The 25,440-nt window shown below is 60.3% G+C and carries 21 protein-coding genes; 9 read left to right on the top strand and 12 right to left on the bottom strand.

Annotated elements, in window-relative coordinates; all coding sequences use genetic code 11:
* Positions 1 to 184: 184 nt before the first annotated feature.
* Both rnd and ABRA89_RS08550 read left to right on the top strand, forming a co-directional pair.
* A complete protein-coding gene (gene rnd / locus ABRA89_RS08545) occupies positions 185 to 1,336 on the top strand; it encodes a ribonuclease D (RefSeq protein ID WP_349941039.1) in 1,152 nt (383 codons plus the stop codon).
* A 79-nt stretch (positions 1,337 to 1,415) separates the two neighbouring features.
* Positions 1,416 to 2,981: a pentapeptide repeat-containing protein gene (locus ABRA89_RS08550; RefSeq protein ID WP_349941040.1), complete on the top strand. Its 1,566-nt coding sequence runs from the start codon at positions 1,416 to 1,418 to the stop codon at positions 2,979 to 2,981.
* 50 nt (positions 2,982 to 3,031) lie between these two features.
* Here the strand turns inward: ABRA89_RS08550 and ppx are convergent, their stop codons facing one another.
* The 4 genes from ppx to ABRA89_RS08570 all read right to left on the bottom strand — a co-directional run bounded on the left by ppx (position 3,032) and on the right by ABRA89_RS08570 (position 8,877).
* On the bottom strand, positions 3,032 to 4,546 hold the full coding sequence (ppx, locus tag ABRA89_RS08555; protein ID WP_349941041.1) for an exopolyphosphatase: 1,515 nt from the start codon (positions 4,544 to 4,546) through the stop codon (positions 3,032 to 3,034).
* Positions 4,539 to 6,926, bottom strand: coding sequence for an RNA degradosome polyphosphate kinase (locus ABRA89_RS08560; protein WP_349941042.1), 2,388 nt, complete (start codon positions 6,924 to 6,926; stop codon positions 4,539 to 4,541). The genes ppx and ABRA89_RS08560 overlap by 8 nt, the downstream gene beginning before the upstream one ends.
* 71 nt (positions 6,927 to 6,997) lie before the next feature.
* Positions 6,998 to 7,684 (bottom strand): P-loop NTPase family protein, encoded by a 687-nt coding sequence (locus ABRA89_RS08565; RefSeq protein WP_349941043.1) that lies wholly within the window; start codon positions 7,682 to 7,684, stop codon positions 6,998 to 7,000.
* A gap of 11 nt (positions 7,685 to 7,695) precedes the next feature.
* Positions 7,696 to 8,877, bottom strand: coding sequence for an AI-2E family transporter (locus tag ABRA89_RS08570; protein ID WP_349941044.1), 1,182 nt, complete (start codon positions 8,875 to 8,877; stop codon positions 7,696 to 7,698).
* A 221-nt stretch (positions 8,878 to 9,098) separates the two neighbouring features.
* Here ABRA89_RS08570 and purM point away from each other — a divergent pair, with 221 nt between their 5' ends.
* The 4 genes from purM to ABRA89_RS08590 all read left to right on the top strand — a co-directional run bounded on the left by purM (position 9,099) and on the right by ABRA89_RS08590 (position 12,796).
* On the top strand, positions 9,099 to 10,160 hold the full coding sequence (gene purM, locus ABRA89_RS08575; protein WP_349941045.1) for a phosphoribosylformylglycinamidine cyclo-ligase: 1,062 nt from the start codon (positions 9,099 to 9,101) through the stop codon (positions 10,158 to 10,160).
* A gap of 56 nt (positions 10,161 to 10,216) precedes the next feature.
* Positions 10,217 to 10,858, top strand: a complete 642-nt coding sequence (gene purN, locus ABRA89_RS08580) for a phosphoribosylglycinamide formyltransferase (RefSeq protein WP_463671267.1) — start codon at positions 10,217 to 10,219, stop codon at positions 10,856 to 10,858.
* Positions 10,859 to 11,017: 159 nt separating this feature from the next.
* Positions 11,018 to 11,320, top strand: coding sequence for a hypothetical protein (locus tag ABRA89_RS08585; RefSeq protein WP_349941047.1), 303 nt, complete (start codon positions 11,018 to 11,020; stop codon positions 11,318 to 11,320).
* A 213-nt stretch (positions 11,321 to 11,533) separates the two neighbouring features.
* A complete protein-coding gene (locus tag ABRA89_RS08590; RefSeq protein ID WP_349941048.1) occupies positions 11,534 to 12,796 on the top strand; it encodes a SulP family inorganic anion transporter in 1,263 nt (420 codons plus the stop codon).
* 21 nt (positions 12,797 to 12,817) lie between these two features.
* Here ABRA89_RS08590 and ABRA89_RS08595 read toward each other — a convergent pair whose 3' ends face one another.
* The 3 genes from ABRA89_RS08595 to ABRA89_RS08605 all read right to left on the bottom strand — a co-directional run bounded on the left by ABRA89_RS08595 (position 12,818) and on the right by ABRA89_RS08605 (position 18,617).
* The gene (locus ABRA89_RS08595; RefSeq protein ID WP_349941049.1) at positions 12,818 to 14,926 is read right to left on the bottom strand and encodes a molybdopterin oxidoreductase family protein; all 2,109 of its coding nucleotides are present in this window, start codon (positions 14,924 to 14,926) and stop codon (positions 12,818 to 12,820) included.
* A gap of 133 nt (positions 14,927 to 15,059) precedes the next feature.
* Entirely contained in the window at positions 15,060 to 17,273 is a 2,214-nt protein-coding gene (locus ABRA89_RS08600) for a DUF1217 domain-containing protein (RefSeq protein ID WP_349941050.1), read from the bottom strand.
* Positions 17,274 to 17,504: 231 nt separating this feature from the next.
* Entirely contained in the window at positions 17,505 to 18,617 is a 1,113-nt protein-coding gene (locus ABRA89_RS08605; protein ID WP_349941051.1) for an alkene reductase, read from the bottom strand.
* A 179-nt stretch (positions 18,618 to 18,796) separates the two neighbouring features.
* Here ABRA89_RS08605 and ABRA89_RS08610 point away from each other — a divergent pair, with 179 nt between their 5' ends.
* The 3 genes from ABRA89_RS08610 (at position 18,797) to ABRA89_RS08620 (ending at position 20,991) form a co-directional block, all read left to right on the top strand.
* Positions 18,797 to 19,630, top strand: coding sequence for a 23S rRNA (adenine(2030)-N(6))-methyltransferase RlmJ (locus ABRA89_RS08610; protein WP_349941052.1), 834 nt, complete (start codon positions 18,797 to 18,799; stop codon positions 19,628 to 19,630).
* A gap of 78 nt (positions 19,631 to 19,708) precedes the next feature.
* A complete protein-coding gene (locus tag ABRA89_RS08615; protein ID WP_349941053.1) occupies positions 19,709 to 20,245 on the top strand; it encodes a hypothetical protein in 537 nt (178 codons plus the stop codon).
* Positions 20,246 to 20,385: 140 nt separating this feature from the next.
* The gene (locus ABRA89_RS08620) at positions 20,386 to 20,991 is read left to right on the top strand and encodes a glutathione S-transferase family protein (RefSeq protein WP_349941054.1); all 606 of its coding nucleotides are present in this window, start codon (positions 20,386 to 20,388) and stop codon (positions 20,989 to 20,991) included.
* Between the two features lie 11 nt (positions 20,992 to 21,002).
* On the opposite strand, the gene lpxB is transcribed toward ABRA89_RS08620, so the two are convergent.
* From lpxB to lpxD, 5 genes are read right to left on the bottom strand one after another with little or no spacing between them, the layout of a single operon-like run.
* Positions 21,003 to 22,145 carry a lipid-A-disaccharide synthase gene (lpxB, locus tag ABRA89_RS08625; RefSeq protein ID WP_349941055.1) on the bottom strand — a complete coding sequence of 381 codons (1,143 nt, stop codon included), beginning with the start codon at positions 22,143 to 22,145 and terminating at the stop codon, positions 21,003 to 21,005.
* Positions 22,142 to 23,014, bottom strand: a complete 873-nt coding sequence (locus tag ABRA89_RS08630) for an LpxI family protein (RefSeq protein ID WP_349941056.1) — start codon at positions 23,012 to 23,014, stop codon at positions 22,142 to 22,144. The genes lpxB and ABRA89_RS08630 overlap by 4 nt, the downstream gene beginning before the upstream one ends.
* A gap of 7 nt (positions 23,015 to 23,021) precedes the next feature.
* Positions 23,022 to 23,846: an acyl-ACP--UDP-N-acetylglucosamine O-acyltransferase gene (gene lpxA / locus ABRA89_RS08635; RefSeq protein ID WP_349941057.1), complete on the bottom strand. Its 825-nt coding sequence runs from the start codon at positions 23,844 to 23,846 to the stop codon at positions 23,022 to 23,024.
* Positions 23,843 to 24,313 carry a 3-hydroxyacyl-ACP dehydratase FabZ gene (gene fabZ / locus ABRA89_RS08640; RefSeq protein WP_349941058.1) on the bottom strand — a complete coding sequence of 157 codons (471 nt, stop codon included), beginning with the start codon at positions 24,311 to 24,313 and terminating at the stop codon, positions 23,843 to 23,845. Before fabZ ends, lpxA begins: the two co-directional genes overlap by 4 nt.
* Positions 24,306 to 25,367, bottom strand: a complete 1,062-nt coding sequence (gene lpxD / locus ABRA89_RS08645) for a UDP-3-O-(3-hydroxymyristoyl)glucosamine N-acyltransferase (RefSeq protein ID WP_349941059.1) — start codon at positions 25,365 to 25,367, stop codon at positions 24,306 to 24,308. Before lpxD ends, fabZ begins: the two co-directional genes overlap by 8 nt.
* Between the last annotated feature and the right edge of the window lie 73 nt (positions 25,368 to 25,440).

Genomic DNA, 25,440 nt, shown 5'->3' on the forward strand with positions numbered 1-25,440 from the left:
GATGTCTTGTGATCCGCGCTGACGGGCCGTGCCCCGGCGCTCGGTGACGGCGCGGAACGGGCGGCGGATCGGATTGGAAAATCGCGCCGGACAAGCGCATTTGTCGTCGACGATGTCAAGTTTTCCATGGCAAAGGCGAAGGATGCGCTTTTGTATCGGCGCGCGCCGTTCTAAGACCGGACACATGGAACCGATCAAGACGACCGAAGCCCTGACGCAAGCCTGCGACGCCCTTTCGCGATCGCAGTTTGTCACCGTGGATACCGAATTCATTCGCGAGACCACCTTCTGGCCCGAACTCTGCCTCATCCAGATGGCCTCGGACGATACAGAGGTGCTGGTCGATCCGTTGGCCAAGGGTTTGTCGCTCGATCCGTTCTTCAAGCTGATGGCCGACGAGAATGTCGTGAAGGTGTTTCACGCCGCGCGGCAGGACCTCGAGATTGTCTACAAGCTCGGCAACGTGATCCCGAAGCCGCTGTTCGACACGCAGATCGCCGCGATGGTCTGCGGCTTCGGCGAGTCGATCGCCTACGATCAACTGGTTGCCCGCCTCACCGAGGGGCGGATCGACAAGACCTCCCGTTTCACCGACTGGCGCAATCGCCCGCTCTCGGACAAGCAGCTGACTTACGCACTGGCGGACGTGACTCATCTGCGTGACGTCTACAAGGCGCTGAAGAAGCAGTTGGAAAAATCTGGCCGTCATTCCTGGCTGGACGAGGAGATGGCGATTCTCGCCGATCCGCAGACATACGACCTCCACCCGGACGATGCCTGGCGGCGCATGAAGATGCGGGTGAAGAAGCCGATCGAACTCCAGATCCTGAAAGAAGTCGCGGCCTGGCGCGAGCGTGAGGCGCGTTCCAACGACAAGCCGCGCGGCCGCATTCTGAAGGATGACGCAATCTACGAGATCGCGCAGCAGAAGCCGGCGAGCGAGGCCGATCTCGGCCGCCTGCGCGCGCTTCCGAAAGGATTCGAGCGATCGAGCGCCGCGCGCGGCATTCTCGAAGCGATCGAACGGGCCAAGGCCGTTCCGAAGGACGATCTTCCGACGGTTCCGAGACCGGCCGCCCTCCCCGAAGGCACCCAGGCGGCCGTCGAATTTTTGCGGGTTCTTTTGAAGATCGTCGTCGAGGAAGAAGGTGTCGCGGCCAAGCTGATCGCCAATTCGGACGATCTGGAAAAGATTGCAGTCCACGGCGAGGACGCCGATATCGCCGCGCTCACCGGTTGGCGTCGGGAAATATTCGGCGTACGCGCGCTGAATCTCCTCGAAGGTGAAAGCGCGCTGGTCTATCGGAACCGGAAGGTCGAGATCGTTTCCCTATAGGAAGCTCGCATCAGGCTTCCACAGGCGCGATTAATAAGGTAGCGTTATCTTGGGGCTTACTCGCTGAGGGTAATGCATCATGACCGACGACCAACGCCAGAAGGTGATCGAAGGGCTGCAAGCGGAACTGCGAACAGTCTTCGTCGCCTTGATTTTCGCGTGCGTATACACCTACATAACGGTGTGGACGATCCGCGACGAAGATTTCTTCACAGGATACCGGACGATCGTTTTGCCGTTTTTTGGCAACAGCGCACCGATCAATTTCTTTTTCCTCTTCGCTTCGATTCTGATTACATTCCTTTACATATTCTACTATTCTTTACTGGTCATGCTCGAAAAGCATTACTCGGAATTTCGCGGATCGCAGCCAGAATTCATCGTGGGAACGACGCCGCCATATGCATCATGGATCTTCGGAGACGATGACCAAAAGGCGATTTACGGTATTTTTCTCGCAAATTTCGCGGCAGGAGTTACCCTTACACTCGCTCCGTTAGTCATCGGCTTGCTTTGGTGGTCTTCACTCGTCAAGCACGATCTTTACTTCAGTTTACTAATCAGCCTTTTCCTATTGGGATGTCTATATATCAGCTTTAAACTACTGATTACACTGAAGCCAAAAATAAGCTCCTGGCTTGCGGCATACATTATTTACTCAAAAACTATGCTAATAGCAGTTTTCTTGATGGTTCCTCTCCTCACCTTGGTGAGAACGTCAGCAAACTACGACTTACCGGTCATTGGCCCTATTATCGCGAGGTCTGAACTCGAAAGTGTATTTTTTACGCGAATCGATACCGCCTACTCGGACCGACACGATTGGGCACGACAATTCGGAGCTAGCTTCAACGAACGAACCACCAAGCCGTTGCTACTAGATCACGAGCGCACGACATTCGATGACGAATTTGCCCGTCGCAGAAAACTCTACCTCTCTGCATTCGAGACTCCAAGCCTCGACCGAGGTCGTCTGAGTTTTGCGAATCTTAAGCACTCCGTGATCCTTGGCACGCGAGCACGCCATGCTCATTTCGACTATGCTCAAATGCAGTATATGCAAATCGAAGACGTAGATTTCCTTAATTCAAGCTTAGTCAGAGCGAACTTGGATCGCTCTCGTATCCTAAGTTCAGATTTCACGCTTGCCGATATGACCGGGGCTTTCGCGCGACACGCATCTCTCGATGAGTCTTATTTCGAAGGCACGCACATCAGGGGCGCTAATTTCAACGACTCCTCCCTTAAGTATTCATATCTTAAAAATATCGAATTTGAGAATGTGAAATTAAATAAAACAGATTTAAACGGAGCTTATATTATCGACTCTACATTTACGGCAATGGAGCTTAGGTCCGATCAATTTTCAGGAGCGTTCTTATCGAATGTTTTATTCGATAAGTCGGTAAAGCTCGATCGAGCTGTATTCCGTAATTCTAAACTGGATAGTAATACCATCGCTCATCTGCAAACGAGCCACGCACTCAATCTGAGCGATCAACGGGATGAATATTGTCTTCAAAACGCTCTTTCAGTGGAAGTACCTTTTCGTACGCCATGGTGGTCAAAACAAGCGATCTTCAAGGATCAATTCGCTTGTGCAGGTGGCCCAGACAGCACAACCGCACAAATCACCGCAGATTGAGGTATAAATTAGCCTAACCCCCGAGCGCGCTTGGGGTCCTCGACCGCTTGTCAGCGCGCCTCGATCCGCAGAGCCTGTCCTACGGTCTTTGCGAACTGCTGCAACCGCCCGTCCGGCCGAGCACCGGTCAGGGCTTCCAGGTCCTGCGGCAGGATCAGCGTAAAGCCGCCGCGCGGGTCCTGAACCCAGCGGAAGCGGTTTAGGATGCCCGGCATCGAAACCGTGAGCAGATAAGTGACGCGAAAGAGCGAGCCGAGCATGCGGGCCCGTTCCAGCAGCCTTGGCTCGACCAGCGTTTCGAGGTCCGGCAACTGACCTTGAGCAAACGTGCCCTCGTGGCGGAAATAGTTCGTCAGGCCGAGATAGGCGCGGCCCCGATGATCGATCGCCGGAAAGGCGGCATGGGCGATGATCGAAAGCGCCTGAAGGCCGCGATAGTCCGGATGCGCACGCCAGCCGATGTCCGCGAGGAGACAGGCCGCCGTCCGCAGGCGGGCCTCCTCTTCGGTTTCCTCGATGCCGAGGGCTTCAAAGGTCCGCGCGGTCCAGGCGACCAGCTCCTCGGCATGGTCCGGCGAACGCGAACGCAGGATCGCAAGCTCCCGTGCCGCCTCGACGAGCGGGTCCTTCGCACGCTCTTCGGCGGGAAGCAGCGAATGGAGATAACCCTCGCGCACACCGAGCGCAGAAATGACGATCTCCGACGGCTTTAGATATTTGAGAGTGCTCTTCAGCGTGATCGCGCCGAACGCGAGCAGCGACCTGCGCGACTTCGACACGGCTTCGATACCGCTGAGCTTTTCAGGTTCGCCCTTGATGACCGTATCGAGAAATTTATCGAGCTTGGCGACCGGCATTCTATAGCCGTGCATGACGTGCAGCGGATAACTGCTCTGCTGCATGTGGAGCCTGGCAAGGTTGCGCCAGGTACCGCCGACCGCGAAGAACGGCTTCCCCTCGGCACTGCCGACGAGTGAACAGGACTGGAAATGGCTGTCGGCGATCGCCTGGGCGGCCTTGAGATCGCCGTTTGCAAGGTCCTGAAGGCGCAGGCCGCCGAGCGGCATCGTCATTCCGCCGGAAAGCTCGTCACCTTGAACCCTAACGAGCTCAAGGCTGCCGCCACCGAGATCGCCAACGATCCCGTCCGGCTGGTGAAAGCCGCTCATCACACCTTCGGCGGCGTAGCGCGCCTCGTCCGTGCCCGAAAGGATCGCGATCGGTCGTCCGATTGCCGCTTCCGCCGCTTCCAAAAATTCCGGACCGTTAGTCGCTTCTCTGCTCGCGGCGGTTGCAAGCGGGTAGAGCTCGTCCACACGTGCCTGATCGGCAATCTTGCGGAAGCGTCGCAGGGCCGCGAGCGCGCTGTCGACGGCGCCTTGGTCGAGGCGGTTTGTCTGAGCGAGCCCCTTGCCGAGCCCGCTCAGGATCTTTTCATTGAAAAGCACGGTCAGAGAGCGCGAATGGCCCTCGTAGATTACGAGGCGCACCGAATTCGAGCCGATGTCGACGACGCCGACCGGCTTCCTTCCGATGAGGCGGCCCTGACCGAGCGCCTCACTCATCCCCTGCATGCTCCGCCCGCTGCCTCGCGATCAGCCGGGGCGCATCGGTTTTCAGCGCCTTGCCGCGCCCGGAGAGAGAAGGATTGGTCATGAAATATCGCTGCGCATTGAAGGGTTGTTCGCCATCGCTCGGCTTGATGTGGCGCGAAGACCCGTCCGCGGCAACCGACCAGCTCTGCTGATTGTCGAGGATGTTGCCCAGCATGATCTGCGAGAGCACCTGGCTGTGCACCGTCGGCGTCTCGATCGGCACCAAGGTTTCGACCCGGCGATCGAGATTGCGCGGCATGATGTCGGCCGAGCCCATGAGGACGATCGCCTCTTCCGAGGGCAGGCCCTGCCCGTTGCCGAAACAGTAGATGCGGCTATGCTCGAGAAAGCGCCCGACGATCGATTTCACGCGGATATTGTCGGAAAGGCCAGCCACGCGGGGTCGCAGGCAGCAGATGCCGCGCACGATGAGGTCGATTTCGACGCCGGCCTGGCTCGCCCGGTAGAGCGCATCGATCGTCTTGCCGTCGACGAGCGAATTCATCTTCATCCAGATCTGCGCCGGCCGCCCGGCCTTGGCATGCTCGATCTCCTGCTGAATGTGCTCGATGATCCGCTCGCGCATGAAGAGCGGCGAGACGGCGAGCTTGCGCACATCCGTCGGCTCGGCATAGCCGGTGATGTAGTTGAAAACGAGCTGGACGTCGTGCGCGATATCCGGATCGGCCGTGAAGTAGCTGAGATCGGTATAAATCTTCGCCGTGATCGGGTGATAATTGCCCGTGCCGATATGGCAGAAATTGACGAGCTTGCCCTCCTCGCGCCGCACCACGAGGGCGAGCTTGGCATGGGTCTTCTTTTCGATGAAACCGAAGACCACCTGAACGCCGGCCCGCTCCAGATCGCGCGCCCAGCGGATATTGGCCTCCTCATCGAAGCGCGCCTTCAATTCCACGAGCGCAGTGACGGATTTACCGGCCTCCGCCGCCTCGATCAGGGCGCGCACGATGGGTGAATCATTCGAGGTTCGGTAGAGAGTCTGCTTGATGGCGACGACGTTCGGATCGTTCGCCGCCTGCCGCACAAACTGCACCACCACATCGAAGGACTCATACGGGTGGTGGACGATGATGTCCTTCTCACGGATCGCGGCGAAACAGTCGCCATTGTGCTCGCGAATGCGCTCCGGGAATCGTGGGATATACGGCTTAAACTTCAGATCGTCCCGATCGATCTTGCAGATCTGCGAGAGGGCATCGAGCGCCAGCATCCCATCCATCACGGCGACGCGGGAGTCCGGCGTTCCAATTTCCGAGGCGACGAAGTTGCGAAGGCCGGCCGGCATCGACTTGTCGAATTCGGTCCGGATCACCGATCCACGACGGCGGCGCTTGAGGGCGCTTTCGTAGTAGCGGACGAGATCTTCTGCTTCTTCCTCGATCTCGATGTCGGAATCGCGAATGACGCGGAAGGTGCCGCCACCCTCGACTTTGTAGCCGGGGAAGAGCTTGCCGATGAAGCACTGGACGATGCTTTCGAGAGGTACGAAGCGATGGACCCCATCCTCCTTCAGCGGGGTCTGGACGAAGCGCTGGAGGGCGACCGGCAGGCGGATGAGTGCGTTCATCCTCTCCGAATCACGCTCGCGGCGCAGCTGCAGGCCGATCGAGAAACCGAGATTGGGGATGAAGGGGAACGGGTGAGCCGGATCGATCGACAGCGGCGTCAATGCCGGAAAGATCGTCTCCTCGAAATGCGTTGCGAGCCAGTGGCGGTCCTCGTCCGGAAGCTGGTCCGGCTTGAGGATGTGGACGTTCTCGGCATTCATCAGCTCGATGAGTTCGGCGAGCGAAGCCTGCTGCTCTCCCTGAAGGAGCTCCACTTCGGCGAGGATCTTATCGAGCTGCTCCTGGGCGGTGAGCCCGTCGAGCGAGCGAACGGTAATCTTCTCGCGGACTTGCCCTTCGAGACCGGCAACGCGCACCATGAAGAACTCGTCGAGATTGTCTGCCGAGATCGACAGGAATCGCAGTCGTTCCAGCAGCGGGTGATCGGGGTTCTGGGATTCCTCCAGAACGCGTCGGTTGAACTGCAGCCACGAGAGTTCGCGGTTCATGAAGCGGTCCTGCGGCAGTTCGGAGTGTTGGTTCTCCTCGCTCGCCTTCGCCTCGACCACCTGCGGTGGGGCGTGTTCGAGAATGACCTCGACCTCGCTCGCCACGGTCTCCTGATTGGGCGAGGATTGATCCGAAATAGCGGTGATCTCGACGCCTTCGGTTCCGCTCTTCTGCGCGCGCGACAACGCGGTGCGAGCGGTTTTAGGAGGCCGGCGCGGGGATGCCGGCTTTGCCGTGCGCCTTGCCGATGATTTCGTCGTGTCTTCGCTCATTGTCTGTCCACCAGATGGAGGGTCTCAGGTCTGCGACAGCGCTTCTATTGCAGTTCGATGGAAGTTTTGCGTCAGTTTTGTTCGCGATCCGCCACGGGCTCTTCCACCGCCATCCGCCGCTCGAGAACCCTGCGCACGAAGGGTTTCGTGACCCGGCTCTTTTCCGCGAGCGCCTGCCGATTGATCTCGTCCACAACCGCCTTCGCGGCAGACCCAGTGCGTTCGATCCTTGCAGAAAGATAGGTCAGTGTCGCGGGATCGACGACCAGTTGATGGTCCGAGAAATGCTTGGCGAGAATGCCTTCGAAGAGAAGATCGTCTGGCGCATCGAGCTCGGCCCGAGCTGCTGCGGAAAGACGCGAGACGAGATCTGGAAGCCTCCCGTCCATTGCCTGCGGCAGCACACGCGAGGTCGCAAGCACCCAGCCCTGACCGAGCCGAGCCGCGTTGACGGGCGCGAACAGTTCGCGATCGGGGACCGATGTCCTGTCGATATCGTCGATAACGACGCGGAATCCGTCGGAAAGCGCTCCGAACTCACCACGGTCGAGAGTTTCGGCCTCCGCCGCCTCCGCCCAGATCCGAGCCAGATGGGTCTTTCCAGAGCCCTCGGGACCGACGATCAGCAGAACATTGTGCTGCCAGTTCGGCCAGGCATCGATCGCCTCGGCCGCGACGGTGTTCGAACGCGAGACGATGAGGTCGTCGCGGCCAAGCTGCTCGATCGGCGGAAGTTCCAGCGGGAGCTGTCTGGTCATCAAGTGGCTGCTTAAGAATCCTGGTTTTCGATCCGGTTCGCCTGGCTTTCGCCTGCACCGACGAGCGCATCCCTCGGCTGGCCGCCGTCATCGAATCTCTTCGCCTCGGTAAGGCTCGTGTTCGGGCCATGATACATCTCGCTGTCGAGATATTTGGTTATCCCGAATCGGGCAAGAACGCCGACGGCCGCGGCAGCGGGCACAGCAATCAGGAGCCCTACGAAGCCAAAGAGCGCCCCGAAGGCAAAGAGCGCGAACATCAGCCAGACCGGATGAAGCCCGACGGAAGCGCCGACGAGCTTCGGCTGAAGGATATTCCCTTCGAAAAACTGCCCGATGAAGAAGACGGCCGCCACGGCCACGATCCACGGCCAGTCCGGCCAGAACTGAACGAGTGCGACGCCGATGGACAGGACGAGCCCGAGCAGAGAGCCGATATAGGGAACGAAGGAAATCAGCCCCGCAAAGAGGCCTATGAGCAGCCCGAAGTTCAGGCCGACAAGGGTCAAACCCACCGCATAGAAACTGCCTAGAATCAGGCAAACGCTGCCCTGTCCGCGCACGAAGCCGGCGACCGAAAGATCGATGTCGCGCACGATCCGCCGGATCGTGGACTGATGCTGTCGCGGCAGCCAGTTGTCGACCTTCAGCACCATCCGGTCCCAGTCGAGCAGGAGATAGAAGGCGACAACCGGCGTCACGACGAACAGCGACACGAAATTCACGAAGGCCAGCGAAGACGACCAGACCGACGACAGAAACGATGTAACGAAGCTCGTCGAGTCGGAGAGAAGCTGGGCGAAGTCCTGCTCGAGCGTCGACTCTTCGGAGGTAAATAGGAAGGCGAGCGGTCCGGACCGGGCGGCCACCGCGAATCCCTGCAGCCGATCGAGATATTCCGGCATGCGCTCGGCGAGGTTGATCACCTGGGAAGAGATCACCGGTACGATAATCAGAAGCGCAGCGATGAACGAGAAGACGAAGAGAACGAGAATCAGCGTCGTCGCCATCAGACGGGAAAAGCCCCGCCGCTCGAACCAGTCGGCCACAGGATCCAGCAGATAGGCGATCACCATGCCCAGAACGAAGGGCAGAAGGATTTCGGAGAACAGCCAGATGACCAGCACAAATAGGAACGCTGCGGCGCACCAAAAATAGACCTGTCTCCAGAAGACGGCGTTCTGATCGGGCATATTGAGCTTTGGTCCCCAGTCTCAGGTCGGCATCCATGCTACAACGCCTAAGCGCCGCTTGGCGAGAGATCGTCCGGGCGAACGGCAAATTTTGGACGCGAAGCCAACAGCCCGCCGGATATCCTCAGGCTTTTCGCGCGCGCATTATATGCTGCAACGCACATCGGCTTGCCCGGCCACGCGCTTCCGTGGCACTGGAGCGGCAAACGAGGACTACGACGATGGCCGACCAAACGCCCCTCACCTATCGCGATGCCGGTGTCGATATCGACGCGGGCAACGACCTGGTCCAACGGATCAAACCGCACGTGCGCTCCACACGACGCACCGGCGCAGACGGCGAGATCGGTGGTTTCGGCGGTCTCTTCGACCTGAAAGCGCTCGGCATGAGCGATCCGCTGTTGGTCGCGGCGAACGACGGCGTCGGCACCAAGCTTCGTGTCGCGATCGAAGCAAACAGGCACGACACGATCGGCGTCGATCTCGTGGCGATGTGCGTCAACGACCTCGTCGTCCAGGGCGCCGAGCCGCTCTTCTTCCTCGACTACTTTGCCACCGGCAAGCTGGACCCAGCCCAGGGCGAGGCGATCGTCAAAGGCATCGCCGAGGGCTGCCGGCAGGCCGGATGCGCGCTGATCGGCGGCGAGACGGCCGAGATGCCGGGTCTCTACGCGGGTGACGACTACGATCTCGCAGGCTTCTCGGTAGGCGCCGTGGAGCGCGACCGTCTGCTTCCATCGGGAGACATCGCGCAAGGCGACGTGATCCTCGGCCTAACCTCTTCCGGCGTTCATTCGAACGGCTATTCGCTCGTACGGCGTATCGTCGAGCGGGCCGGCGCCTCCTACGGCGATGCCGCGCCCTTCGATGGTGACAGATCGCTCGGCGATGCCCTGCTCGAACCGACGCGCATTTATGTAAAGCCGCTTCTCGAAGTCTTTGCCAAGACCCATGCGGTTAAAGCGCTGGCGCACATCACCGGCGGCGGCTTCGTCGAGAACATTCCGCGAGTCCTTCCGGATAATCTGCGCGCCGATCTCGATCTCAACCGGGTTCCCGTTCCCCCGGTCTTCGGCTGGCTTGCGAACGAAGGCAAGCTGGAAGCGGCCGAAATGCTGCGCACCTTCAATTGCGGGGTCGGCATGGCGCTCGTCGTCGCCGAAGGGGAAGCAGCGGCCGTCAGTGCCATGTTGCAATCAGTCGGTGAACAAGTGGTCCTGCTCGGTCGCGTGCTTCAGAACAAGGGCGAAGCCGTCACCTTCAACGGCGAGCTGGCGCTGTGAACGCCGCAAGCGATCTGAAACGCATTGTCGTACTCATCTCCGGGCGCGGCTCGAACATGAGTGCACTGATCGCCGCCTGCATGAACCCGAGCTATCCCGGCCGGATCGTGGGCGTGATTTCGAACAGGCCCGATGCTCAAGGGCTCGAAACCGCGAAGCGCTACGATATTCCCGCCCGCGCAATCGACCACAGGGACTTTCCCGACCGCGAAGCTCACGATGCGGCTGTGAAAGCAGAACTCGATACGCTGAAACCAGACATCATCTGTCTCGCCGGCTATATGCGGCTCCTGACGCCCGGCTTCGTGCGCCACTTTGCCGGCCGGATGATCAACATCCATCCCTCGCTACTGCCGCTTTTTCCCGGTCTCGATACCCACGCCCGTGCGCTGAACGCAGGCATGCGCGTCCATGGCTGCACGGTGCATTACGTGACCGAGGGAATGGATGAAGGCCCGATCATCGCGCAGGCCGCGATCGCAATCGAGCCGGATGACACGCCCGATACGCTTGCCGACCGGCTCCTGCGCGCCGAGCACCGGCTCTATCCCCACGCGTTGAGCCTCGTCCTGAACGGCCAAGTGCGCCTTTCAGGCGGGCGTGTGATCCACAAGGCTGTCGAGAACGCCGACGCTGATCCGACGCGCACGGCTGATGGCGCCGCTATCCTCGTTTCGCCAGACGCAAGGCGTGGTTGAGTTTCTTCGGCGCATTTTACCCGAAATGACCGATCCCGATCCGAAGGTGGCTTCGGCGCTGCCATGGCAGTTTGATGACGGTATTCTTGCGCAGTCTCGAAATTCGGGTCTAAGAACGGCCAAGCGCTGACGCTGCCGCTGCCGCAAGAAGAGCGGTCAATGAGTTCAGCTCAGTGGAAATCGCATTTTCCGACAATCCGCATCATCCCGCTCTGGTGGGTTGCTCCAATCGTTCTTTCGGCGGTCTGCATCCTTCTCGCTGTCGTCCTGAGCGCCCGCACCGGAACGCCGCTGAGCAATTTCTATCACGACGCGATGCGATCGCGGGCCATCCGCCCTCATACGGCTTCCTGGAATACGTCTTCAGCATCACCATGCTGGCTGACCGGCGCGATCGTGCTTTTCACCACACTGACGGAAGCCGGCATTACCGCCAAGACATCTGGGGCACCTATGCAGTGATCGCCCCAATCGACATCAAGCGGGGTATGCCGGAAGCCTGATCGCACTTATGAACCACGGCTGACAACGCAGCCTTCGGTTACGTCGTGCGGCATGTTTTCTGATGTGATCGGACGGTCCGTTCAGATCACGGATACTTGACCGGCGTAAGCCGATCCTTTTTGTCGAAACAGTCTGGGCCTTGCGACCGACACGGCGCGGAGGGGTACTGGCGTGAAGCCGAAAATACTGACGACCTTGCCCACCTATACGGGGCGCCTATTCCTCTCCGACCTGATCGCGGGCGGGACGGTGGCGATGGTCGCACTGCCGCTTTCGATCGCGATTGCGATCGCCTCCGGCGCGACGCCAGCGGTCGGTCTTGTGACGGCAGTGGTCGCGGGGTTCATCATCTCGCTTCTTGGCGGCAGCCGCGTCCAGATTGGGGGGCCGACCGGGGCCTTCATCGTCGTCGTCTTCGCGATTATCGCCGAGCACGGCTATGACGGGCTGGTTCTCGCCACGCTGATGGCAGGCGTCATCCTTCTCATCGCAGGTTTTCTACGGGCCGGATCGCTTGTCGCGCATGTACCTGAAGCAGTGATCGACGGCTTCACGGTCGGCATTGCCGTCATCATCGCCGCCAGTCAGCTAAAGGATTTTTTCGGTCTCGACGTCTCTTCACTGCCTGCCGATTTCGTGCCGAAGATGGCTGCCCTCTTCGCGGCAAGAGAGACGGCGAGCCTCGCTGCGGCCGGTGTTGGCGTCGCAACAGCTATCCTGATCGTCGTCATCCGACGCATCGCTCCTGCTTTTCCTGGCGCGATCGTCGCCGTGGCGCTGACGTCCGGCGCGGCAGCGTTCTTCAATCTCGATGTCGCGACGATCGCTTCGAGCTTCGGCGAGCTTCCATCGTCGCTACCGATGCCGCAACTCCCGTCCATCTCGGTCGATCGGCTCGTCGAACTCCTGCCCTCAGCCTTGGTCATCGCCTTTCTGGCGGGCGTCGAGTCGCTGCTCTCTGCCATGGTCGCAGACCGGATGATCGAAGACCACCACCGCCCGAATGCCGAAGTCATCGCCCAGGGTGCCGCCAATATCGGCTCGGCCCTCTTCGGGGGGCTTCCCGCGACGGGTGCGATCGCGCGGACTGCGACGAATATCCGGGCTGGTGGCAAGACGCCGGTGGCGGGCATCGTCCACGCTGTGGCGGTTCTCGCCGCAATGATGCTCTTCGCGCCGCTCGTCGGCCAGCTGGCTCTGCCCGCCCTGGCGGCTCTTTTGATCGTCACGGCCTGGAACATGAGCGAGCCCCATCGATGGGGAGCCCGTTTCGCCGCGCGGCCATCGGATCGCTACCTCATCGCGCAGACGCTTCTGCTAACAGTGTTTGCCGATCTTTCGATTGCGATCGGTGCGGGCGTCGCGATCGGGCTTGCGTTACGCCTCAAACAACGCAACGCGCCGCCCGCCGACTGGACTCCGCCTGACCGGTAAGTGTCGACCAGCGGCACCTACTCAGCCTGCCCGCAGCCACACCTTGGTATCGTGAAAAGCCACGCCGCCATAAGGCGCGACGGGATCGGCACCGGTGAGCGTGTTGATGCCCTCCCCGTCCAGGAAGTCCGAATTCGCCCAGAGCCCCTCGTGGACGAGGACGCCCGGCTTCACCGCATCGGCGATCTTGACAGCGAGCCGCACTTCGCCGCGCGGATTGCCAATCCTCACCACTGTGCCCTCTTCAAGACCTTCGCGCGCAGCGTCATCCGGGTGGACCATCAGCACTGGGCCGCCCTCGCGCTCTCGCGATCCTTTTGTCTCTGCGAAAGTGGAATTCAGGAACTGACGCGCGGGCGAAGTCGCGAGCTTATAGGGGTGTTCCGCGTCCCCGATTTCGATCAGCTCCACATGATCTGGGAAGGTCGGGAGCCGCCGATGTTCACCGAGAACGCCGATGGACTCCGGCGGGCGGTTCGGTGCGGGCGTTCCCGTCCAATCCGGACGGAAGCGGAACTTGCCGTCCCCGAAACCGAAGCCGTTCAGGAAATGCGCCTCATCGAAGGAGACCGCCTTATCGATCCACTTGTCGTCGGACAGATCGCTGAAATCCCGTTCGAGATTCGAACGCACCAGAAGATCGTCGATCAGATCGCGCTCTGTCAGGCCGAAGCCCGTCCGATCCGCGACACCGAGCCGCTTCGCGAGTTCTTCGACGACAAAATGGTTCGTCCGCACCGTCTCCGGCGGCTCTACGAGCTTTGGTCCAAGCACAATATGGCTCTGCCCGCCGCCCCGATAAATGTCGTCATGCTCCAGAAACATCGTCGCTGGGATGACAAGATCAGCGAGCTTTGCCGTGTCCGTCATGAACTGCTCGTGGACCGCAAGGAACAGGTCCTCACGCTTCAGGCCCGCAACCACCTTGCGCTGGTCGGGGCAGACATTGGCCGGATTGGTGTTCTGGACGAGCATCGCCGTCACCGGCGGCCCGCCGTGGAGCGCGTCTGCCTCCCCGGCAAGCACCGCGCCGAGGCGGCTCTGGTCGAGATGGCGGATGGAGGGATCGAGATGCTCGGCACCGGTCGCCAGCGAGGAGTCCACGCCGAAGATGCCGCTGTTGGAATGAAACGCGCCGCCGCCCTCGTATTGCCAGTGGCCGTAGACCGCCGGCACCGAAAGCGCGGCATGCATGGCAGCCGTACCGTTGCGCTGGCGGGTAAAGCCGTAGCCGAGCCGGAAGAAGGTCCGCTTCGTCGCGCCGATCAGTGTGGCGAAGGCCTCGATCTCGTCGACAGATAGCCCGGTGATCCCCGACGCCCAGTCCGGCCCTCGCGTCTTCAAATGGAATTCGAGGCCCGCTGGATCGTCGGTGTAGCGCTCCAGATAGGCGCGGTCGGCCGTCCCGTCACGAAAGGCGATATGCATCAGTGCGCAGGCAAGCGCGGCATCCGTGCCAGGCTTCAGCTTGAGGGCAAGATCAGCCTGTTGCATGGTCGCGTTGTCGTAGATGTCGATCACGACGATCTTCGCGCCGCGATCCTTCCGGGCTTTCGCGGCGTGAGTCATCACGTTGACCTGCGTCGCCACCGCATTTGTGCCCCAGATCACGACGCAATCCGACTTCGCGATCTCGCGCGGATCGGCACCGCGCAGCGCACCCGCTCCCATCGCCCAGCCGGTCCAGGCCATGTTGGTGCAGATGGACGAGAACTGATTGGAGTAGCGCTTGGCGTGGGTCAGGCGCTTAATGCCGTCGCGCTGGATAAGGCCCATCGTTCCGGCATAGAAATAGGGCCAGACGGTCTCGGACCCGAAGCGCTGCTCGGCGGAAACGAACCGCTCGGCGATGAGATCGAGCGCGTCCTCCCAGCAGATCGCCCGCCAATCACCGCCGCCCTTTTCGCCGACCCGCTGAAGGGGGTTCATCAAGCGGTGCGGATGATAGAGCCGCTCGGCATAGCGCGCGACCTTGGCGCAGATCACGCCCGCCGTATAGCTGTTCTCCCTTGCGCCGCGCACACGCCCGACGCGGCCATCCACGCCGATTTCGACATCGAGCGCGCAGGTGGACGGACAGTCATGCGGACATGCGGAATGCCCAAGGGAGGCAGGAAGCGGCTTGTTCATATGAACAGGTTTATCGGCCCAACCCGCCGATTGCGAGTGCGCAGCTGGCGCGCAAGCTGAAAATCGATGTCGAAACGCGTTCGCAGCTCGAGGCTCGAGGGCTTCCTGATTGCCGAGCTATGAAACTGCGGCCCTACAGCATTCCAAGCAGACCACCGCCACCACCGCCTCCGCCGGAATTGAAGAGGGCAAGCGCAGGATTGGCCGCGCCACCGCCGCCATTTTCGGTGTCATACATCGCCAGGAAACGATTGATGAAACGTGAGAGGTGCTCTGGGTCCTTCAGAGTCTTGACATCGAGGCGTTTCTCAATCGTGCGCTTCTGGATTTCGAGATCAGCCTGTCCGGACTCCGCAGGCAACCCGATTGCGGTCTGAACGACCTTGATGAGCCTGGGATCGGCCAGAATTTCATAGGTGTTCTTGATGTCCCCAGCCATGCGCTTGAAATAGAGTGCGAGACGTACACCGTCGTTCTGGGAACCGGCCTCTTCTTCCAGCATCTGCCGAAGATAATTGTCCTCGATCTTCAGGAGATTACGCTTCGACTGCACCGCCGTTTCCGGTTCGCGCAAGCCGCCGTTCGTGTTGAATGCAAAAGCAAATCTCAATTCGCGCAGCCGTTCGTCGTCGCGAACGTTCACAGCGCTTTCCGGATCATCGATATCGCTCGTCAGGATCGCGGTGAGTTCCTCTTTTGTGAGTTTGAGGTCCTCGATGTCAAAGGCCCGCGTAACATACGAAACGAGAGTCTTGTTCGAGACGAAATCCTCGACCGAGGCGACATCGTTTATAGCGAAGCGATAGTCACTGGTTTCGTTCGCAATGAGTAGTTTGTCTAGTTCGCTCTTTTTGCCGTCAAAGCCAAAGCTGTCGGCATAACGATCGATCGTGTCCTTCACTTCGCTCGACTCTTGCGCGACGCGGCGCGTCATGATCTTGCCGTCGGTGCCGAAGTTAAACGCCTTCGCAAGCTCCAGGAAACGCGGATCCTTGCTCTTGACCGCGAAGGAATTCGGGTCACCCGGATCGCTACGCAGAACCTTGACGATATCCGTCTTGGAAACGCTCTGCGGATCGATGCCGAATGCTTTCAGCGCGTACTCGAAGACGCGCGGATCGCGGATGAATTGAGCGGTTGTACGAACGTCACTGATGGCAACCTTGTAGTCGATTGTCGCCATACGGTTCCTGGAGCCGGTCCGCGCGCTGTTTTTCTCCACAAAGTCATTGAGCATGCTGTGTTCCGCCGCTTCAGTCTGCATCGACGTCGCACCGGAAGCGAGAGAACCGTCTGCAGCAAACTGAAATGCATTGCGGAAGGCCGCGTATTGCTGTTTGATCGTCTTTTGAAGCTCTGTTCCTTCAGGCATCTTGTTCAGTTTGCTGTCCGGATCGGCAGGATCGCTCGTCAATATTTGGTAGACGAAGGTCGACGACTGGATATCCGCATCGATTCCGAAGGACCGCAAGGCGACCTGCAGCATGCGGGGATCCTGAGTGAGCTGATCGGCTGTCGTGATGCTGTCGGCGCGCAAATTCCAATATTCGATGTCGTTATTGGTCGAAGCAAGTGTTCCCAGAAGTCCCTTGTTTTCATACAGGGAATTGATCGTGTCGTTGACTTCCAGTTCTGACTGCAGCCCCGATGCGCCCACCGAACCGTCGGCCTCGAAATTGAACATTCCCTGAAGTTCCGCGAGCGCCCGCTTCATCCCAAAGGTGCCCGGACTCTTTTTCCAATCCTCCAGCGTGCCAAGATCGACCTCGCCGACAAGAACCGAGCGAATATAGCTCTTCAGAAAAAGTGACTCGTCCAGACCGGCAGCGGACATCGCGGTCTTGTATAGAACGTCCGACTTCAGAAACTCGTCGACATTTGAAACTTCGTTGAGCTTGGTTCGGTAGTTGTCGATCTGAGATTTGAGAGCGTTCGCAGCTGAAACGCTAGAGGTGCTGTATGCATCGACCGTTCGGTCGAGCTGAGACACCATCTGCGCCGACGGCTCTTTCGCCTCTTCCGTGGGCTGAAAGTTGAAGGCCTTCGCAAGATCGCGATAGCGCTCGTCGGCGAGCTTGTTCGCAAGGCTTTTCGGATCGGAAAGATCGCTCTCCAGAACCTTCCTGATAAGACCGCGCGAATCGATCTGATCGGCCATTCCGAACGCCGTCATGGCGTAGGAATAGAGCCGGTAGTCGTCCATGAACTCGTCGAGCGTCGTGACGTTTCCGATATTCGCCCGGTAATACTCCGCTTCCCGTTTGTTGACCGGATCGGCCGCGATCCGCTCCATCGTCCGCGCGGAATCGCGCGTATAAAGCTGATAGGTGCTGAAAGTCGTTAACATGACATGCTCGCGAGACGCTCGACGCGGAACCGGACCGCGTCCTGACCGCGCAAGAGTAGACCGAGACACTTTCGCCCAACTTACCGGCACCCATGCAATTCGGCCCATTCACGGAATTGTTCAGCCAGATCGCGAAAAAGGCACCACGACGGTCGTCGCGATGCCTTTTCCTGTGCTGGCGCCAGAGCGACACCCACATCATTTTTGGTCGAACGATGGCCGACGCCGCGATCAGGCGGCGTTTGCGAACCGCGCCTTTTCCTCATCGCTCAGCGCAGGATAGTCGATATATCCCTTCTCGTCGCCGCCGTAGAAGGTGCTCTCGTCCCATTCGTTCAGCGGTGCACCAAGCTTCAGCCGGGTCACGAAATCGGGGTTCGAGATGAACGGACGACCGAAGCAGACGAGGTCGATCTTGCCCGATTCCAGGCGGTCGGATGCGATGTTTTCGTCATATCCATTATTGCCCATGTAGATGCCGCCGAACACGTCCTTCAACGTATCCGTGTCGAAGGGTCCGACATCGCGATCGGCACGAAGCTGCCCTTCAACAGCATGGAGATAGGCCAGCTTTCGCTCCCCCAGTGCCTGAGCATAAGCCGTGAACAGGCTTTCGGGATCTGAATCCTCGATATCGTTTGCTCCGCTGACCGGCGAAATGCGGATACCAACGCGTTCCGGTCCCCAGACCTTCACGATTGCATCGACGACCTCCAGCGGGAATCGCATACGGTTTTCGATCGAGCCGCCATATTCGTCCTCGCGCTTGTTCGTGCTGTCGCGCAGGAACTGGTCGAGCAGGTACCCATTGGCCGAATGGACCTCCACGCCGTCGAAGCCGGCAGCCTTGGCATTCTCGGCGGCCTTCACATAGTCCTCGATGACGCGCGGCAGCTCGTCCTTTTCAAGAGCGCGCGGCGTCGGGATGTCCTTGAAGCCATCCTCCGTGAAGGCTTTGCCCTCGGGTTTCACCGCCGACGGCGCGACGGGGAGCGCACCACCGTCCTGCAGGTCGGGATGCGAAATTCGCCCGACATGCCAGAGCTGCATGAAGATCTTGCCGCCCTCAGCATGCACCGCATCGGTGACGCGCTTCCAGGCGCGGACATGGGCGTCCGCGTAGATGCCGGGCGTCCAGGCATAGCCCTTGCCTTCCTTGGAAATCTGCGTCGCCTCGGAAATGATGAGCCCCGCTCCCGCACGCTCGCGGTAATAGGTTACGTGCATGTCCTTTGGCGTATCGACATCGTCGGCGCGCGAGCGGGTCAGCGGCGCCATGACAACGCGGTTGGCGAGCCGGTTCGGCCCGAGATCGAAAGGTTCAAAGAGTTTCGGAGTAGCCATTTCAAGCCTCCACTTGGTTTGATTGTGCAGTGCACGGTTCTGTTTGAAAAGGATGTGGTCTGCCTCGCCCCCTCTGCCAGGGCCTTGAACGCAGCGTAGCCATCCGTGCAAAAGCGGGAACCACTCGTCTTGAGGCGCTAAGGTTTGCGGGACGGTTTCCCGACATTCGGAGCATTTGCTTGAACTATCGCCACGCCTTTCACGCCGGAAACTTCGCGGATGTGGTCAAACACGCCCTGCTGACGCGGCTGATTGCCTATATGAAGCGTAAGGATAAGCCTTTCCGCGTGTTCGATACCCATGCTGGCCGTGGCCGCTACGACCTCAATTCCAGCGAAGCGTCCCGGACCGGCGAGTCGCAAGCGGGCATCCTGAAGATCACGGCAAACGCAGAGCTAAGAAACGTACCGCTGCTCGCCGACTACTTCGACGCAATCGAGCCTGATCTGGTGAATGGCTTTTATCCCGGCTCACCGCTCATCGCGCGCCGCTGCCTTCGCGAGACCGATCGATTGTCAGCCTACGAGCTTCACCCCGAGGATGGCATCGCGCTCCGCGAGCTCTTCGCCGGCGACGTTCAGGTGAAGGCAATCGCACTCGACGGCTGGCTCGCCCTCGGTGCCCACTTGCCACCGAAGGAAAAGCGCGGCCTCGTTCTGATCGATCCGCCTTTCGAGAAGACGAGCGAAGTGGACGATATCCTTACAGGACTGGAAAAGGCCCTCGCCCGCTGGCGCGGCGGCATCTACGCAGTCTGGTATCCGATCAAGCGCAAAGCGCTCGTGGAAAAGCTGCTTTCGGGCATCGCAGCCATGGCACCGGACGAAGCATTGTCGGTCGAGGCCCGGATCTCCGCAGAGGAAGCTGAGACCGAAAGTTTTCTGGGAACGGGTCTCGCCGTCATCAATCCTCCATTCGTATTTGCAGACGAAGCACAGACGATCGTCGATCGGCTCCTTCCGGCTCTCGAGCGAGACGGATCAGCAACAGGCCGAGTTTTTAAGCTCAAGTAAGCCAGTTCGACGCCGCATGACGCCCCTCACGCATGCTATCGTCTTCAGAAGATTGCGGATCAGCGAATGGACGGACCGATGCGTCAGATCACCACCGGATTTCTTGCAGCAGCGATGGCTCTGAGCGCACTGGCCGGCAGCGCAGCTGCCGCCGACCTTCAGATGGCTCCTGCTCCACGGGTCGAAGCGCTCGTACCTTATTGCGACAATCCGGATGTTCTCGCCGAGGTCGAGGATCAGTTCGAGTATGGCGCCCCGCGGGTGCTGGAGGCCAAGCTCGAAATCCTCGAATTCTCGAACATGCACGAGAAGGCTTACGCGCCGCAGATTTTGGCGGACCAGATCCCCTCGCCCCAGCCGATCGAGCGTCGCTGGTGCCAGGGCACGGCGCTGATCTCCGACCATCAACGCCGCACGATCTACTACATCATCGAGCATCCGATGGGGTATGCGGCCGCAGGCGGCTGGGTCGGCATGTTCTCGCCGGTCAAATCCTGGCGAGCCGAAGGATGTGTCCTCGGTCTCGACGAATGGCATGTCTACGGCGCGAACTGCCAGTCGCTGCGCCGCTTCCCGCCGGAAGCTCGCACCGGATACGGTTACGTTTCGAAATAGGCCGATCGGACTTTCCGCTTTACGCTCCGGTCCCGCTCCCTATCCTCTCTCCCCGAAAGGCGAGCGCGAGAGGGATGCCGTCGCTCGCTCCTAATCAGTGAACACGCGCCGGCGATTGCCCGGCCTGGAGGAGATCGACCATGCGGCTCTTGGGTGCACCTGCTTCGCCATTCGTTGCCAAGGTTCGGATGGCCGGCGTCGTCGCCGGCATCGACCTGGACATCGAGACTGTCGATTTCATCGACAATTCGGACCTTCTCAACGCCAACAATCCGCTCGGCAAAGTCCCGGCCCTGATCCTCGATAATGGAGAGGCCGTCTTCGACAGCTCGGTTATCTGCGAGGTCCTCGACCGCATGACCGGCAATCAGTTGATCCCGCAAACCGTCGAGGGCTTCCGGAAGATCAGAACCTTCGATGCCGCGGTCACCGGCGTGACCGATGCATTGGCCCTCTGCGTCTACGAGGTCCGCTATCGTCCCGAAGAAAAGCGCCATTCCGCCTGGACCGACCGCCAGATGGGTAAGGCGGACCGTGGACTGAAATGGCTCGAAGAGCATCTGGAGGACCTCGGCGAGGATGTTGGCCTCGGCCACTGCGCCCTCGCCGCCCTCGTCAGCTGGATGGACCTGCGCTTCGAAGGCAAGGCCGCGAAGGACGCACCCAAGCTCGTCGGCTGGGCGAACCGCTTCTTCGAAGAGCATCCCGACATTGCGGCGAAGAAGCCGCGTCTACCGCAGGGATAAGAAGGCCCTGTTTATCGCAACATTCGCAGAACGATCTCAGCCGCCGCCTCGCCGGGCGCGCGGTCGATCGTCATCTTGTCGCGGATGTCCTTGAAGCCCTCGATCTGCGCGCGGCGCTCCGGCGTGTCGGTGAGCAGGCGCTCCATCCGCCGCGCCAGATGCTCGGGCCGCACGATCTCGTGGAAGTGCTCCGGCACGAGTGGATGGCCGGCAATGAAATTCGGCAGTGCCGCCGTCCAGGCCGTGATCAGATGGCGGAAGCGGTAGCCGATCGGATCGAGGCGATAGGCGAGTGCCATCGGAATGCCCGCAAGCGCCAGTTCCAGCGACACCGTTCCTGAAGCTGCAAGCGCGGCGTCCGCCGAAGCGAAGGCAGCCCACCGCTCGTCATGGCCGGTGACGATCTTCGGCTGATGCTTCCACTTGAAAACTTCGGTCTCGATTCGCGCCCGATGGCGCGGCAATGTCGGGATGGCGCCTTCGATGCCGGGCAGCATCTCGTTCAGCCGCTGGAAGGTCTTGCCGAAATCATCGAGCAGCCGATCGATTTCCCCGCGTCGCGATCCTGGCAGAATGATCAAACGCGGCGGATTGTTCGGCGGCCTTGTCCCGAGCGGCATATCCAGAAGCGGCGCTAGATGCGGCTCCGTCAGAATCGGATGGCCGACATAAGTCGCCGGCGGGCCATTCAGCCGCTTGTAGAAATCCGGCTCGAACGGGAAGGTGCAGATCGCGTAATCGATGTAACCACGCATTTTCTCAGCGCGCTCCTCGCGCCACGCCCAGACCGTCGGCGGAATGTAGTTGATGATGGGGATGTGCGGTTTCGCCTTGCGCAGCCTCTTGGCGATCCGATGCGAAAACGTCGGGCTGTCAATCACGACAAGCGCGTCCGGCTCCGCGTCGATCACCGCCTTCGCTGTCTGTGAAACCCGGCGCATCAACTGCGGCAGACGCGCTACGATGGCGCCGATGCCGATGATCGAGAGTTCCTCGATGTCGAAGAGGCTTTGAAGCCCCTCCGCTTCCATCGCTTCACCGCCGAGACCGAAGACTTCCAACCGGTCGTCGAGCTTCGTTCTGAGATGAGCGATGAGATCGGCGCCGATCCGGTCGCCGGAGGGTTCGCCCACGATGAAGGCGATCTTAGTCATGGCGTCTCACCATCCGCTATATGCTGGCCGACCAACCCCTTGATCGCGAGCCCGGCGTGGTTCGCCCGGTCGAGTACGTCGTCCAGACCGAGGATCAGGCTTTCCCGAGCCGACACACCAATCGCGGTGATACCGGCGGCTTCCGCATCGTCAATCGTCTGGACGCCGATGCTCGGCAGGTCAAAACGCCGATCCTGCTCCGGCTTCACAGCCTTGACCAGCGCGAGCCGCTCGCCACGCCCGATCTTTCGAGCGGCCCGATATTCGGCGACCCGACGCATCATCGCACGCGTTCCCTCGATCCCCTCCATGGCGATGATCCGTTCGTTCGACGCTATCACTGCCTGCCCCGCGTCGAGGACGCCGAGCGCCGTCGCAGCCCGATGTGCAAGTGAAAGGGCCGCTTCCTCTTCGGCATTCGGTGCTCGTACGGTCATCACACCTTCAGGCGCAAGCAGTTCCGGCGCGATCGCCTGGACTGGCAAAAGATCGAAGCCTTCGCTTTCGAGATAGCGAGAAAGATTTCGGAGCAGCCTGTCGTCCCCGCCCTTCACGATCCTGAAGGCGCGCGGCAGACGTTTCAGTGTCTTGAGAGACGGCAGGATCGACCGGAAATCCGGACGGCTCGAAATCGTCCCGCAGAAGACCAGCTTTCGGGCACCCTCGGCCTTCAGCCATTCAATCGCATCGCCCGTTCGTCCCCATGAGAAAGAGCGGGAATGGCCCTCGATGGAAGCATTCGTCAGGCCATCGGAGAAAAGCGCGAATATCGGCTCCATGCCCTTTTCGATCGCGGCATTGGCGACGATCATCGGCAATCCACCACCGCCCGCAACGATCCCCAGACGCTCGCGCGGGCCCTCGTCCATCTTTCCGTCAGGCACTCGGCGCGTGACGCGGCGTACAGAGCGAACGGTCGCCGCCGGAGCGGATGAAGCCGAGAACGTCATTGACCAGCGGGTCTTCCGGGAACTCCTGGGTCACCTCGTCGAGGTTCTCCTTGAAGGTCTGGTCGAAGGAGAAAAGCATACGATAGGCGCGCCGCACATTGCGCACAGCATCGCGGTTGAAGCCGGCGCGTTTCATGCCGATCACGTTGAGACCCGAGAGATAGGCGCGGTTTCCGAGCACCATGCCGAACGGAATCACGTCGCCCTCAACCGCGGCGAGACCGCCGATATAGGCATGATGACCGACACGGGTGAACTGGTGAATACCTGAACCACCGGCAATGGTCGCGAAGTCCCCAACGGTGCAATGGCCGGCCAGCATCACATTGTTGATCAGCGTGACATTGTTCCCGACAATGCAGTCGTGCGCGACATGCGCGCCCGTGAAAAACGAGCAGTTGTCACCGATCCGCGTTTCCGAATGGCCCTGAATCGTGCCAGGATTCATCGTGACATGCTCGCGGATCAGCGCATTCTTGCCGATGATCAGCCGGGTGTCCTCGCCGCGATATTTCAGATGCTGCGGCGCGTGGCCGATGGAGGCAAATGGCCAGATCTGCGCGTTCTCGCCGATCTCGGTATTGCCCCAGAGGATGACATGGGACCGCAGACGCGAGCCTGCACCCAGCCGCACCTGAGGCCCGACATGGCAGAACGGGCCGATTTCGCAGCCGGGTCCGATATCCGCCCCGTCCTCAATGACCGATGTCGGGTGAATCGACGTCTCGCCGATCTCGCTCTGCTGGGTCATGCGACCTCTTCGTGTGGTACGAGCATCGCGCTGACCGTCGCCTCGGCAACTTTCGCACCGTCCACCTTCGCGATGCAATCGAATTTCCAGATATTGCCGCGCTTCTTCGACTGGACGCAGTGATATTCGAGGCGGTCGCCTGGAACCACGGGCTTGCGGAACTTGGCGTTGTCGATCGTCATGAAATAGACGACGGCCGGCTTCGTCTCACCCTTGCTCATGGTGCAGATCGCGCCTGCCGTCTGAGCCATGCCTTCGATGATCAGGACGCCCGGCATCACCGGATTACCGGGGAAATGCCCCATGAAATGCGGCTCGTTCGCGGTCACGTTCTTGATGCCGATCGCCGACCGGTCGCCATCGATCTCGATGATCCGGTCGACCATCAGGAACGGGTAGCGGTGCGGCAGCACCTCCATGATTTTCATAACATCGGCGCTTTCCAGCACCTTGGGCGCGTCACTCATCTCTGTTTCCTGCGGATCGTCTCTTCTTCGCCAATTCCGTGACCGTCATGATCTCACGGAACCATTCCTTCACGGGTTTTGCCGGCACACCGCCCCATCGCGCGCCGGGAGGCACATCGCCCTGAACGGTGGACACAGCTGCAATCTGGGCTCCCCGCCCAACCGTGACGTGGCCGTTGACGCCGGACTGACCGCCGATCATCACGCCGTCCTCCAGCGTGCAGCTGCCTGAAAGCCCGACCTGGCCGACAATAACGCAATGCCGTCCGATGACGACGTTGTGGGCGACCTGAACTTGATTGTCGATCTTCGTACCCTCGCCGATGATCGTGTCGCGAATCGCGCCACGGTCGATCGTCGTATTGGCGCCGATTTCCACCTCATCCTGAATGACGACGCGGCCGATCTGGACCGTCTTTTCCAGCCCTCGCCGCCCAGCCACATAGCCGAAACCGTCCTGACCGGACCGCACGCCCGGATGGATAATGACCCGATTGCCGATCAGCGTATGAGACAGGGAAACATTCGCGCCGATGCGGCAGTCTCGCCCGATCCGGCATCCTGACGCAACGGTGGTATTGGCCCCGATAATCGTGCCGGACCCGATCTCTACATCGGGCCCGATTACCGCGAACGGCTCGACGATGACGCCAGCCTCAAGCCGTGCCGACGCATCGACGGAGGCGCGGTCGGAAACGCTCGTTTCGCCGGAAATCGCTTGAGGAGCGAGCGCAGAGGGAAACAGGATGCGTCCGATGCTCGCGAAAGCCTGGTCTGCCCGCTTCGTTACAAGGGCAGCGGTTCCTTCCGGAACGCCTCGGGAACCGTAGCGCTCGGAGAGGATGACGCATCCAGCCCGCGTCGAATGCAGGTTATCGGCATATCGGACATTGTCGAAGAACGCGATGTCGTCGGGGCCTGCCTCGTCCAGCGAAGCAATTCCTGTAATACGCCGGTCCCAGTGGGGAGCGTTGCGAATCTCGGCGCCTAGAAATTCCGCGATCTCAGCGATCGTCTTTCCATCACCGCGAGGGAAGAATTCGGCTGCAGCCATGACGCCTTCCCAACCTCAATCATCTGTTCCACCAAACGTAAGCGGCCGCTTCGCAAAGCGAAACGGCCGCGTT

The sequence above is a fragment of the Fulvimarina thalattae genome (assembly GCF_040239565.1).
GTDB lineage: Bacteria > Pseudomonadota > Alphaproteobacteria > Rhizobiales > Rhizobiaceae > Fulvimarina.